This window comes from Streptomyces sp. NBC_01426, from assembly GCF_036231985.1.
GTDB lineage: Bacteria > Actinomycetota > Actinomycetes > Streptomycetales > Streptomycetaceae > Streptomyces.
Genome location: NZ_CP109500.1, coordinates 1,453,208 through 1,465,606, shown reverse-complemented (window position 1 = coordinate 1,465,606; position 12,399 = coordinate 1,453,208). Strand labels below are relative to the sequence as shown.

General features: G+C 71.0%; 9 protein-coding genes. 1 reads left to right on the top strand and 8 read right to left on the bottom strand.

The genetic code is table 11. The features are described 5' to 3' along the window. Positions 1 to 4: 4 nt before the first annotated feature. From xdhC to OG906_RS06420, 8 genes are all read right to left on the bottom strand, one after another. Entirely contained in the window at positions 5 to 907 is a 903-nt protein-coding gene (gene xdhC, locus OG906_RS06455; RefSeq protein WP_402306806.1) for a xanthine dehydrogenase accessory protein XdhC, read from the bottom strand. Between the two features lies 1 nt (position 908). Next, positions 909 to 3,305: a xanthine dehydrogenase molybdopterin binding subunit gene (xdhB, locus tag OG906_RS06450; protein WP_329440856.1), complete on the bottom strand. Its 2,397-nt coding sequence runs from the start codon at positions 3,303 to 3,305 to the stop codon at positions 909 to 911. Next, a complete protein-coding gene (locus tag OG906_RS06445) occupies positions 3,302 to 4,795 on the bottom strand; it encodes a xanthine dehydrogenase small subunit (RefSeq protein WP_329440855.1) in 1,494 nt (497 codons plus the stop codon). The genes xdhB and OG906_RS06445 overlap by 4 nt, the downstream gene beginning before the upstream one ends. Positions 4,796 to 5,370: 575 nt before the next feature. Then, positions 5,371 to 6,162, bottom strand: coding sequence for an ABC transporter permease (locus OG906_RS06440; protein ID WP_329440853.1), 792 nt, complete (start codon positions 6,160 to 6,162; stop codon positions 5,371 to 5,373). Next, positions 6,159 to 7,166 (bottom strand): ATP-binding cassette domain-containing protein, encoded by a 1,008-nt coding sequence (locus OG906_RS06435; RefSeq protein WP_329440852.1) that lies wholly within the window; start codon positions 7,164 to 7,166, stop codon positions 6,159 to 6,161. Before OG906_RS06435 ends, OG906_RS06440 begins: the two co-directional genes overlap by 4 nt. Positions 7,167 to 7,235: 69 nt before the next feature. After that, entirely contained in the window at positions 7,236 to 8,081 is an 846-nt protein-coding gene (locus OG906_RS06430) for a DUF4097 family beta strand repeat-containing protein (protein ID WP_329440850.1), read from the bottom strand. A 304-nt stretch (positions 8,082 to 8,385) separates the two neighbouring features. After that, positions 8,386 to 8,904, bottom strand: a complete 519-nt coding sequence (locus tag OG906_RS06425) for a hypothetical protein (RefSeq protein WP_329440849.1) — start codon at positions 8,902 to 8,904, stop codon at positions 8,386 to 8,388. A gap of 407 nt (positions 8,905 to 9,311) precedes the next feature. Then, a complete protein-coding gene (locus OG906_RS06420; protein ID WP_329440847.1) occupies positions 9,312 to 10,727 on the bottom strand; it encodes a short-chain fatty acyl-CoA regulator family protein in 1,416 nt (471 codons plus the stop codon). 378 nt (positions 10,728 to 11,105) lie between these two features. Here OG906_RS06420 and aceA point away from each other — a divergent pair, with 378 nt between their 5' ends. Beyond that, positions 11,106 to 12,392 (top strand): isocitrate lyase, encoded by a 1,287-nt coding sequence (gene aceA / locus OG906_RS06415; RefSeq protein WP_329440846.1) that lies wholly within the window; start codon positions 11,106 to 11,108, stop codon positions 12,390 to 12,392. Positions 12,393 to 12,399: the final 7 nt, after the last annotated feature.

Sequence of the window (12,399 nt, the reverse complement as noted above, 5' to 3'; positions counted from 1 at the left end):
CCCCTCAAGCGCCGCCGGCGATCGCGTACGGCACTGCCGGCTCGCGGTCCTGTTCACGGTCCTGCTCACGGCGCGGGTCCCGGTCTTGCTCGCGCTCCCGTTCGCGGTCCTGTTCGAAGGCCCGGAGCAGGTCCGCCGCGACGCTCACCGCGATCGTCGCGGGTTCCTTTCCGGTGATCCCGGTGATTCCGATCGGGGTCTTGATCCGGTCGATGCCGGCGGCGTCGTGGCCGCCCTCATTGGCCAGGCGCTGCCGGAACCGCGCCCATTTGGCGGACGAGCCGATCAGGCCGATCGAGCCGAGGCCGGCGGTGCGCAGGGCGGCGTCGCACAGCGCGGCGTCCTCGGCGTGATCGTGAGTCATGATCAGGACGTGGGTGCCGGCCGGAAGCTCCGCGAGCACCTCCTCCGGAAGGAGCGGTGTGTGACGCACGTGGATCTGCGCCATCGCGTCGGCGAGCACGCCGAGGCGTTCGTCGGAGAGCATGTCGGGCCGGGTGTCGATCAGGTACAGATCCAGGTTCTGCCGGGCCAGGATGCGGGCCAGCTCCAGTCCGACGTGCCCGACCCCGAAGACCGCCACCGCCCGGACCACCGGCAGCGGTTCGAGCAGCAGGGTGACCGCTCCGCCGCAGCACTGCACACCGTGCGGGCCGGTGACCTTGTCGTTGAGGGCGAACTCCATCATCTCGGGCTCCGGATCGGCCGTGCCGCACAGCTCGCGCGCCCGGTCGATGGCGACGGCCTCGATGTTGCCGCCCCCGATCGAACCCCACGTCTCGGTCCGTCCCACGACGAGTTTGGCACCGGCCCGGCGGGGCGCGTGGCCGCGCACGGTCGCGACGGTCACGAGCACCCCGGGTTCCCGGCGTGCCCGCAACCGCGCGACCGCGGCCACCCAGCTCATGTCAGGCATGGCTCAAAGTGCCGGCCTCGGAGGGGACTTCGCCGGCAGCCGGGTGACCGTCCTGCCGCGCGCCGCCCCCGCGGGCCGCCTCGATCGCCCAGTACACCGCCTCGGGCGTCGCGGGCGAGGCGAGCTCCACGCAGACCCCGGCGGGACCGAACGCCGCGGCGGCCTGCCGCAACGCCTCCCGTACCGAGAAGGCCAGCATCAGCGGGGGCTCGCCCACCGCCTTGGACCCGTAGACCGCGCCCTCCTCGGTGGCGTTCTCCAGCAGCCTGACGTTGAACTCCTCGGGCATCTCCGAGAAGCTCGGCAGCTTGTAGGTGCTCGCCGCCTGGGTCAGCAGCCGGCCGCGGTTCGGCCCGTCACCGGTGTCCCACCGCATGTCCTCAAGCGTCAGCCAGCCCGCGCCCTGCACGAAACCGCCCTCGACCTGACCGATGTCGATCATCGGGGAGAGGCTGTCGCCGACATCGTGGACGATGTCCACGCGCCGGATCCGGTACCCGCCCGTGAAGCCGTCCACCTCCACCTCGGCGGCGGCGGCGCCGTAGGAGAAGTACTTGAACGGCGAGCCCTGGAACGCCTTCGCGTCCCAGTGCAGCCCCTCGGTCCGGTAGAACCCGGCCGCCGACAACTGGACCCGCTGGAAGTACGCGGTGCGCACCAGATCGTCCCAGGCCAGCTCCTTGTCGTTGCCGAGGGCGCGGGCGACGCCCTCGACGATCCGCACGTCCGAGGCGTTCGCGCCCAGTTGGGTGCCGGCGACCTGAAGCAGCCGCTCGCGGATCTGCTCGCAGGCGTTCTTCACCGCCGCGCCGTTGAGGTCCGCCCCGGCACTGGCGGCCGTGGCGGAGGTGTTGGGCACCTTGTCGGTGCGCGTCGGCGCCAGCCGGACCTTGCGCAGGGGGATGCCCAGCGTGGTCGCGGCGACCTGCAACATCTTGGTGTGCAGGCCCTGCCCCATCTCGGTCCCGCCGTGGTTGATCAGGACCGAGCCGTCCTTGTAGATCAACACCAGGGCGCCGGCCTGGTTGAAGGCCGTGAGGTTGAACGAGATCCCGAACTTGATGCCGGTGATCGCGAGTGCCCGCTTGGTGTGCGGGTGCGCGGCGTTGAACGCCTCGATCTCCCGCTCGCGACGGGCGATCTCGGCGTCGGCCTTGACCTGCTGCCAGATGATCGAGATGCGTTCGGGGTGGGGAACGGGCTGCCCGTACGGCGTCGAATGGCCCTGCCGGTAGAAGTTGCGTTCGCGCAACTCCTTCGGATCCAGGCCGAGCAGCGGCGCGCACCGGCCCATGATGTCCTCGATCACCAGCATGCCCTGCGGTCCGCCGAAGCCGCGGAAGGCCGTGTTCGAGACCTTGTTGGTCTTGGCGATGCGACCGGCGACGCGTGCGTGGGGGATCCAGTAGGTGTTGTCGATGTGGCACAGGGCGCGGGCCACGACCGGCTCGGACAGGTCCAGGCTCCAGCCGCCGTCCGCGGTCAGGGTGGCGTCCAGGGCCTGGATGCGACCCTCGGCGTCGAAGCCGATCTTCCACTCGGCGTGGAACCCGTGGCGCTTGCCGGACATGGTCAGGTCCTGGGTCCGGTTGAGCCGCACCCGCACCGGGCGACCGGTCAGCAGGGCGCCGAGCGCGGCGACCGCCGCGAACCCGTGCGGCTGCATCTCCTTGCCGCCGAAGCCGCCACCCATCCGCAGGCACTGCACGGTCACCTCGTGGCTGTGCAGGCCGAGCACGTGCGCGACGATCTCCTGTGTCTCCGAGGGGTGTTGGGTGCTGCTCTGGACGAACATCTGCCCGTTCTCGTCGACATGGGCCAGCGCCGCGTGCGTCTCCAGATAGAAGTGTTCCTGATCGGAGAACTGGAACTCCCCGGTGAACACGTGGGCGGAGTCGGCGAAACCCGCGTCGACGTCCCCGGTCAGCATCACGGGCCGGGCACCGTGGAAGCTCTTCGCCTCGATCGCGTCCCGCAGCGAGATCACGGAGGGCTTCTCGTCGAGTTCCACCTCGACGGCCGCGGCACCGAGCCGGGCCGCCTCCACGGTCTCACCGAGCACCCAGGCCACCGCGTGGCCGTGGAACATGACCTCGTCGGGGAAGAGCGGCTCGTCGTGCTTCATTCCGGCGTCGTTGACGCCGGGCACGTCGGCGACGGTCAGCACGCGGACCACACCGGGCACGGCGAGCGCGGGCTCGGTGCGCAGCGCGATGATCCTGCCGTGGGCCTTCATGACCTGGACGGGGTAGGCGTGCAGGACGTCCTTGGTGCGATGGATCAGGTCGTCGGTGTAGAGCGCGGCTCCCGTGACGTGCAGATTGGCGCTCTCGTGCGGCATGGAAACGCCGACGACGGACTTCTCGGGACGCTCGGACAACTGGCTCATGACGACACCGCCTCGGTGGTTCGCGCGTACAGCTTCAGCAGACTCTGGCCGAGCATCGCGGAGCGGTAGCCGGCGCTGGCGCGGTGATCGTCCATCGGGGTGCCCTGGGCGCGCAGCACCCGGGACGCGGCCTCGACGGTCTCCGCCACCCACGGCTTGCCCTCCAGGGCCGCCTCGGTGGCCAACGCGCGGATCGGGGTGGCGGCCACGCCGCCCAGGCCGATGCGCGCCTTGCGGACGATCCCGCCCTCGATGTCGAGCGCGAAGGCGACCGCCACGCTGGAGATGTCGTCGAAGCGCCGCTTGGCGATCTTGTGGAAGGCCGTGACCCGTGACAGTGGCAGCGGAATGCGGACCGCGCGGATCAGCTCGTCGGGACGGCGCACGCTCTGCCGGTAGCCGGTGAAGTAGTCGGCGAGGGGGACCTCGCGCTCACCGTCGGCGCCGGCCAGCACCAGCGATGCCTCCAGCGCGAGCAGGACGGGCGGGCTGTCACCGATGGGGGAGCCGGTACCCAGGTTGCCGCCGAGGGTCGCGCTGTTGCGGATGAGCCGGGACGCGAACTGCGGGAACAGCTCCGCCAGCAGCGGGACGCTGCCGTCGAGGCGGCGTTCGATCTCGGTGAGCGTCTGCGCCGCCCCGATCTCGACATGGTCGGATTCGACGCGCAGGTCACGCAGTTCGGGCAGCCGATCGACGGCGACCACGCATTTCGCGCGCCGGGAACGGATGTTGACCTCCACGCCCCAGTCGGTGCTTCCGGCGACGACCACGGCCTCGGGCCGCTCGCGCAGCAGCCGCAGCGCTTCGGGGAGGGTGCTCGGCCGCAGGAACACGCTGTCGCCGTGCGCGTACGCGGTGGCGACCGGTTCGGGCGGGGACTGCTCGCGGCGTTGCGCCAACACGTCGTCCTCGGCGGGCGATCCGACGGCGAACGCGGCATCGCGGATCGGGCGGTAGCCGGTGCAGCGGCACAGGTTCCCGCTCAGCGCGTGCAGATCGAAGCCGTTCGGACCGTGCTCCGGGTCGGTTTCGCCGCCCGAGCCCGAGCCCGAGCCCGCGTTCGTGTCGGAGTGGGTGTGCGCGCAGCGGTCGGGGCGGTAGTACTCGGAGGCCATGCTGCAGATGAACCCCGGTGTGCAGTAACCGCATTGGGAGCCGCCGCGGACGGCCATCTCCTCCTGTACGGGGTGCAGCGCGGCCGGTGTGCCGGGGGCGCCGGCCGTGGCGAGGCCCTCGGAGGTGACGACCTCCTGGCCGTCGAGCGCCGCGACCGGGACCAGGCAGGCGTTGACCGCCACCCAGTCCGTGGGCTTGCTCACCCCGGGCCGGGCCACGAGGACCGAACAGGCCCCGCATTCACCCTCGGCGCAGCCCTCCTTGGTGCCGGTGAGGCCGCGTTCGCGCAGGAAGTCCAGCACCGTGGTGTGGGGTGCGGACGGTGCGATGGTTGCTTCGTTTCCGTTGACCGTGATGCGCGCCGCTACCATGGCACGTCCTCGTTTCGGGGCACGGTCGATCTGATGGTCCTGGTCGCCATGTGGGGTGCTTTCTCGTCAGTGGCGCGGCTCGATGACCCGGAGCGCGACGCGTCGGCACGCAGCGTGGTGCCGTGGGTGGTGAAGGGGGAGGTACCGGGGCCACGATCGGGCACGCCGGGAAGGGGGCTGCTCGGCAGCCGTGTGCCGCGTCAGCAGCCGTGTGCCACGCGACCCGGAGCCCAGGCGATCTGGTGAGCGAGGCGAAGTATCGCGGAGATGGTCGACATCCGGCTTCGCCTCCTTCCAGTGGCTCGTGAGCGGGTGCGGTCGAAGTTACGTTGCCGCAGGTTCACCGGTCAAGCCCGATCCGGGTTGATCGTACGAAGGTCGGCCACGTGGCGGGGGAGGTCCTCGTACGCGACTCCAGTCGTGTCCACCGTCGTCAGGGGGGAGCCGGTGGCTTCGGGCCCGGGGCCTCGACGACGGCGGGGCGGCGTACGCCGACGGGGTGTCGGGGTACGCCGCCCTCGGGGCGGGACGAGTCGCCGGGACGTCGCGGGAGCCGGCCGGCGCCGGCGTGGCGGCTACTTCGGGTCGCGGTTGAACTTCGAGGTCGACCAGAAGTAGCCGAGCACCGTGAGCCCCAGGCACCAGGTGACCGCGAGCCACCCGTTGTTGCCGATCTCGCTGCCCAGCAGCAGCCCGCGCAGGGTCTCGATGGAGGGAGTGAAGGGCTGGTACCGGGCGACCGGTTGGAACCAGCCGGGCATGGAGTCGACCGGCACGAACGCGCTGGACAGGAGCGGCAGCAGGATCATCGGCAGCGCGTTGTTGCTGGCCGCCTCGGCGTTCGGGCTGATGAGGCCCATGCCGACCGCGATCCAGGTGAGCGCCGTGGCGAAGAGTACGAGCAGCCCGAACGCCGCCAGCCACTCCAGGGCCGTGGCGTCGGTGGAGCGGAAGCCGATGGCCACGGCGACGGCGCCGACGAGGATCACGCCGGCGATCGACTGGAGGACGCTGCCGACGACGTGCCCGATGATCACGGAGCCGCGGTGGATCGCCATCGTGCGGAAGCGGGCGATGATGCCCTCGGTCATGTCGGTGGAGACGGACACGGCCGTCCCGACGACGGTGCCGCCGATGGTCATCAGCAGGATGCCCGGGACGATGTAGGCGATGTACGCGGAGCGGTCGGCGCCGCCGCCGCCGATGCCCGCGCTCATCACATCGCCGAAGAGGTAGACGAAGAGCAGCAGGAGCATGACCGGGGTGAGCAGCAGGTTCAGGGTGAGGGACGGGTAGCGCCGGGCGTGCAGCAGGTTGCGGCGCAGCATGGTGTGGGAGTCGCGGAAGGCGAGGGAGAGGGCGCTCATCGGACGTTCTCCTTGGACTGGTGGGGGACGGTGGTGCCGTCGGTCAGGGCGAAGAACACGTCGTCGAGGTCGGGGGTGTGCACGGTCAGTTCGTCGGCGTCGATGCCCGCGGAGTCCAACAGGTCGAGGATGGCGCGCAGTTCGCGTTGGCTGCCGTCGCTGGGGATCTGCAGGGCGAGTGCCTCGTCGTCCCGGGTCGCCTCGCGCAGGGCGGAGGTGGCGGACCGGTAGGCGGCCGGGTCGGAGAAGCGCAGGCGGACGTGGCCGCCGGGGACGAGCCGCTTCAACTCGGCGGCGGTGCCTTCGGCGGCGATCCTGCCGTCGTTGAGGACGGCGATGCGGTCGGCGAGTTGGTCGGCCTCCTCCAGGTACTGGGTGGTGAGGAAGACGGTGACGCCGCCCGTGACGAGGTCGCGGATGATGTTCCACATGTTGTGGCGGCTGCGCGGGTCGAGGCCGGTGGTGGGTTCGTCGAGGAAGATGATCCGCGGGTTGCCGACGAGGGTCATGGCGAGGTCGAGTCGGCGTTTCATGCCGCCGGAGTAGGTGGAGGCGGGCTTCTTCGCCGCCTCGGTGAGGTCGAACCGCTCCAGCAGTTCGGCGGCGACCCGGCGTCCCTCGCGCTGGGGCAGGTGGTGGAGGTCCGCCATGAGGAGCATGTTCTCCTCGCCGGTGATCAGGCCGTCGACGGCGGAGAACTGTCCGGTGACGCCGATCGCGGCGCGCACGGCCTGCGGGTCGGTGGTCAGGTCGTGGCCGCCGACCCGGGCCTGACCACCGTCTGCGGTGATGAGGGTGGAGAGGATCTGCACGGTGGTGGTCTTGCCGGCGCCGTTCGGCCCGAGCAGCGCGAACACGGACCCGGCCGGGATGTGCAGGTCGATGCCGTCGAGCACGATCTTGTCGCCGTACGACTTGCGCAGACCGGCAGCGGAGACGGCGGCGGGCGACGGGGCGTCGCCACCCCGCTCAGGAGTGAGCATGGGCATGTCAGATGAAGGCATGGGGTCCTCCCCTTCGAAGGCGGTGAAGTGGCTTGCTGAAGCGCTGGGTCGAGCTCGGGACCGCCGGGGTCAGGCCTTGGCGCGGCGGACGTCGATGTTGCCGTGCCGGGTGCGGGCGTGGACCTTGACGGTGTCCTCGGTGCTTTCCGGGGCCTGCGACGCGGTGAGGGTGTTGCGTACCTGGCCGGAGCCCGAGTTGACGTCGAGCCAGGCGGCCGTGCCCTCGCGGACGCCTACCTCGATGGCGCCGTACGAGGTCTCCAACTGGGCTGTTCCACGCGCTACTTCGCCCACGCGCAGGGTTCCGTGCGCGGTCTTGGCGGTGACCGAGCCCTCGGCGCGCCGGATCTCGATGTCACCGTTCGAACCGCTCACCCGCAGGTCACCGGTCGCGACGCCGATGGTCGTGGTGCCGTGCGAGTTCTTCAGGACGGCCGGGCCGTCGACGGTACCGACGCGCAGGCTGCCGGAACTGGTCGTGATCTCGGCCATGCCCTCGACCCGATCCACGGTGATCGAGCCGTGCGACGCGGTGAGCTGCAACGGGCCGGTCGTGTCGAGGCGGACGTCACCGGACGAGGTCTTCACCCGCACCTCACCGAGCCGGCCCTCACCGAGCACCTGCGCCCAGGCGCCCGTCATGTCGATGCCCGAACCCGCGGGCAGTTCGACCGTCACGTCGACGGTGCCGGTCCGTCCCACGAGGTAGCGCTGTTTGGGCGTCCTGACGGTCAGTACACCGCTCGCGTAGGTGACCTCGGTCTGGTCGGCCGCCCGTACGTCCTGGTCCTTCTTCGGGTCGCGGGGTCGCACCTCGACGACGGTGTCGAGACGGTCGCCCGCGGTGAACTGGATGGAACCGGCCTCCACGCGGGCGGTGACCGAGATCGCTTCGGGAGTGTCGAAAGAAGGCATGGCTGTCCCGTCCTCTTGGGTCTTCAGGGCGTCCCCGCTGGTGGGACGTGGTGTGGGGTGAGGTGGTCCGGACCGGGGTGTCGGCTAGGCCCTGTCGTCAAAGTCTCGCCTGGCCCGCGGCGCCACTTTGACGACAGGACCTGGGCCGTCTCTTTCGGATCTTGCCGGGGCCGCGGCGCCCGGTGCCGCCCCTGGCGGCGTTGTCGGGGCACCCGAGTACGTCCAGTACACGGGCGCCCCTCCGCCTTGCCAGGCACGGCACCGGACACCGCGACCCTGACCGACAAGATCCGAAAGAGGCGACCTAGCGCACCCAGCCCGTGAAGCTCTGTCCGATGGTCTGGGACTTCTCCGGCGTACGGGGCAGCGCGCCGCCGTCCACCGCGGCCGACACCACCCGGACCAGCCACGCGTTGACCGACAGGCCCTCGCGGTTCGCGGACTCCTCCGCGCGGGCCTTGAGGTGGGCCGGCAGGCGCAGGTTGACGCGGGCGGTGGCGCCCTCGTCGCCGTCTTCGGGAGCCGGGGCCCGGAGCGGCTCCACGGGTGCGACCGGCTCTGCGGAGCCGATGCCGTAAGCGGGCGGCGGTGTCACCACGAAGTCGGGGTCGAGCCCGCGCAGCCGTACGTCGACCGAGCCGGGGGCGAGCTCGCGGGTGATCTCGTCCGCCGCGGCGGAGAGCACGTTGAGCATCGTCAGCCGGGCCGCAGACTCCAGGGGAGCGGTGAGCCTCTCTGCCAGCTCGCGGGCTTCGTCGCCGCCGGCCTCGGCGGCCACCGCGAGTTCGCGGCGGAGGTTGTCGACATACGGAGTGAGGTCCATGACGCCATCATGGCACCGTCGTGGCGCCACTCGCAACCCTCTTGGCGTCTTCGGTGGCTGCGCCGCCCATCGCAAGTACTCTGACCTGGTCAAACGTCGGAGGAATGAGCTGAGCCACCATGGCGTCACCTGCTCCTGCAGGGGGCGGGAGTGCCGCGTGGCGCCATGTGGCGCCACATGGCGCCACACCTGCGGTCAGGGAGCCCGGCGCCCCGGGGAGGCGCTCTCGGCCGCCCGCGCGGGACGGTCGAAACGGATCGGGGCCTGGAAGCGGGCCTTGCGGGCGGCGCGGCGGAAGACCGTCAGGACGGCCGGACCGGCGAGGCAGACGCACCAGGAGGTGGGCGACCTCCTCGAACGAGCGGCGTGCGGCGAGGTCCTGGACCGGATACCCGGGAGCCCCGCCGTCAGCTGCGGGCCGGCGGGGGCGCGCCCGTGACCGGGTAGGGGATGAAGGTGCTGCTGTTCTCGTCGACGGCCAGGTGCCGGCCCAGCGGCGGCACGGCACGCTGGGGGCAGTCGAGGCGTTCGCAGAGGCGGCAACCCATGCCGATGGGCGTGGCGGCGGCCGCGTTGTCGAGGTCCAGGCCGTCGGCGTACACCAGGCGGGAGGCGTGTCGGATCTCGCAACCGAGGCCGATGGCGAAGGTCTTGCCGGGATCGCCCCAGCCGCCGCGGTGACGGGTGACGGCCCGGGCGGTCCACAGATGACGCTGACCGTCCGGCATCGCGGCCACTTGGACGTGGATGCGGCCGGGGGCGGCGAAGGCCTCGTAGACGTTCCAGAGCGGGCAGGTCCCGCCGGCGCGGGAGAAGTGGAATCCGGTGGCGGACTGCCGCTTGGACATGTTCCCGGCCCGGTCCACCCGCACGAACGAGAAGGGAACCCCGCGCAGCCTGGGGCGTTGGAGGGTGCTGAGCCGATGGCAGACGGTCTCGTAGCCGAGACCGAAATGGTCCGTGAGCCGCTCGATGTCGTAGCGGAACTCCTCGGCCGCCGCGTGGAACGCCGTGTACGGAAGGATCAGCGCGGCGGCGTGGTAGTTCGCGATGCCGATCCGGGCCAGCGCGTGGGCGGGGGACCCGACGGGGAAGTCCTCGGCGGCCAGCCGGTCCAGTTCGTCCCCGTACTCGATCAGGGCGAGCTGGGTGGCCATGCGGAACGCCTGCTGGCCCGGGCGCAGCCGGCTGGACAGGTGCAGGACCCGGGCGCAGGCGTCGTAGTGGTGCAGCCGGTCGGAGTCGGCGGTCGTCCTGATCGAGTGCCGGTCGGCGAGGTGGCGGGTGAGGGTGTGGACGACGTCCCCGGGTCGGATGCCGATCTCCCGGGCCAGGGCCTCCGCGGCGAGGTCGGTGTCGTGGAGGTAGTTCTGGCGGCGGTAGAAGAACTCGCGGATCTCCTCGTGGGGTGAGCGCGGGACCTCCGCCGGCGAGTCCCGGCCGTCCGCGGCGTCGGCGAGACGCTCCGCCAGCAACTGGCCGCGCCGGCCCAGGTCGAGGAGGACCGAGGCGACGGCAGGCATCCGGGTGGCCAGCTCCGCCAGATCCGAGGGGGAGACGCGGGCCTCGGCGACCTGCTGGGCGAGGGCCTCGCGTAGATCGGCCACCAGGCGGGTGGTGTCGCGTTCGGAGAAGAAGCCGGGGTCGACCCCGAAGGCCTCGGTGAGCCGCAGCAGCACGGGCACCGTCAGGGGGCGGGAGTCGTGCTCCATCTGGTTGAGGTAGCTGGGGGAGATCGCGAGGACCCTGGCCAGATCGGCCTGGGTCATCCGCCGCTCCTCGCGCAGCCGCCGCAGTCTGGCCCCCGCGTACGTCTTGCTCACCGCACTCCTCCACCGTAGGCCGGGCCCGGTCAGGATACGTCGGCCACCGTCCCGGCAGGGCTTCGCAACCTTGGCAATTCCGGCTCCGAAGATTGGCAAAGCTTGGCAGACGTACCTCCTTGATGGCACTCGGTGCCAGTGTCAGAGTCAGTCCTGCGGCCGGCCGGAACCGGCGACCGGGACGGACCCCCGACCCCTGAATCATGCCCTGATGTCGGGTGGTTGAGGGAACCCGCTCCCCAAGATCGGCGGCATTGCTCAGCTCCGGCCCACGGGCGGGTCCGGCGGCCGCATCTCTTCTCGGGCACAGAGTGCCATTGCATGGATTTGTACCTGGGTCATTGGCAAGACACGCGACGGATGGAAACGGTGACGGTCATGGCAGAGGCGAACACGACGGCGGCGGCCGAGCAGCTCAAGCAGCGGTGGGCCGACGACCCCCGCTGGACGGGCATCGAGCGCACCCACTCGGCCGAGGACGTGGTCCGGCTGTCGGGCAGCGTCCGCGAGGAACACACCCTGGCCCGGCGCGGTGCCGAACGCCTGTGGCGTCAGCTCCACGAGCAGGACTACATCCACGCGCTGGGCGCGTTGACCGGCGGCCAGGCCGTCCAGCAGGTGCGCGCCGGACTCCAGGCGATCTACCTCTCGGGCTGGCAGGTCGCGGCCGACGCGAACCAGGCCGGACACACCTACCCGGACCAGAGCCTCTACCCCGTCAACTCGGTTCCGCAGGTGGTCCGTCGGATCAACAACGCCCTGCTGCGCGCCGACCAGATCGCCATCGCGGAGGGCGGCACCGACACCACGGACTGGCTCGCTCCGATCGTCGCCGACGCCGAGGCCGGCTTCGGCGGCCCGCTCAACGCGTTCGAGCTGACGAAGGCGATGATCGCGGCGGGTGCGGCCGGCATCCACTACGAGGACCAGCTGGCCTCGGAGAAGAAGTGCGGCCACCTCGGCGGCAAGGTCCTCGTTCCGACCTCGCAGCACATCCGCACCCTGAACGCGGCCCGCCTGGCCGCCGACATCGCCGACACCCCGACCCTGATCATCGCCCGCACGGACGCCCTCGCCGCGACCCTGCTGACCAGCGACGTCGACGAGCGCGACGCCGAGTTCTGCACCGGCGAACGCACCGCCGAGGGCTTCTACCACGTTCGCAACGGCATGGCACCGGTCATCGCCCGCGGCCTGGCCTACGCCCCGTACGCCGACCTGATCTGGGTGGAGACCGGCACCCCGGACCTGGAGCAGGCCCGCGAGTTCGCCGAGGCCATCCACGCCCGGTACCCCGACCAGATGCTCGCCTACAACTGCTCGCCGTCCTTCAACTGGAAGGCGGCCCTGGACGACGACCAGATCGCCAAGTTCCAGCGCGAACTCGGCGCGATGGGCTACCGCTTCCAGTTCATCACCCTGGCCGGCTTCCACTCCCTCAACCACGGCATGTTCGACCTCGCCCGCGGCTATGCCGAGCACGGCATGACGGCCTACGTCGACCTCCAGGAGCGCGAGTTCGCCGCCCAGGCGCAGGGGTTCACCGCCGTCAAGCACCAGCGCGAGGTCGGCACCGGCTACTTCGACCTGGTCTCCACCGCCGTCAACCCGACCTCCTCCACCACCGCGCTCTCCGGCTCCACCGAGGAAGAGCAGTTCCACTAGGCCCTGT

Excerpts from the sequence above, each read along its gene's own strand:
- xdhC (WP_402306806.1), bottom strand. The coding sequence starts at position 907 with ATGAGCTGGGTGGCCGCGGTCGCGCGGTTGCGGGCACGCCGGGAACCC.
- xdhB (WP_329440856.1), bottom strand. The coding sequence starts at position 3,305 with ATGAGCCAGTTGTCCGAGCGTCCCGAGAAGTCCGTCGTCGGCGTTTCC.
- OG906_RS06445 (WP_329440855.1), bottom strand. The coding sequence starts at position 4,795 with ATGGTAGCGGCGCGCATCACGGTCAACGGAAACGAAGCAACCATCGCA.
- OG906_RS06440 (WP_329440853.1), bottom strand. The coding sequence starts at position 6,162 with ATGAGCGCCCTCTCCCTCGCCTTCCGCGACTCCCACACCATGCTGCGC.
- OG906_RS06435 (WP_329440852.1), bottom strand. The coding sequence starts at position 7,166 with ATGCCTTCATCTGACATGCCCATGCTCACTCCTGAGCGGGGTGGCGAC.
- OG906_RS06430 (WP_329440850.1), bottom strand. The coding sequence starts at position 8,081 with ATGCCTTCTTTCGACACTCCCGAAGCGATCTCGGTCACCGCCCGCGTG.
- OG906_RS06425 (WP_329440849.1), bottom strand. The coding sequence starts at position 8,904 with ATGGACCTCACTCCGTATGTCGACAACCTCCGCCGCGAACTCGCGGTG.
- aceA (WP_329440846.1), top strand. The coding sequence starts at position 11,106 with ATGGCAGAGGCGAACACGACGGCGGCGGCCGAGCAGCTCAAGCAGCGG.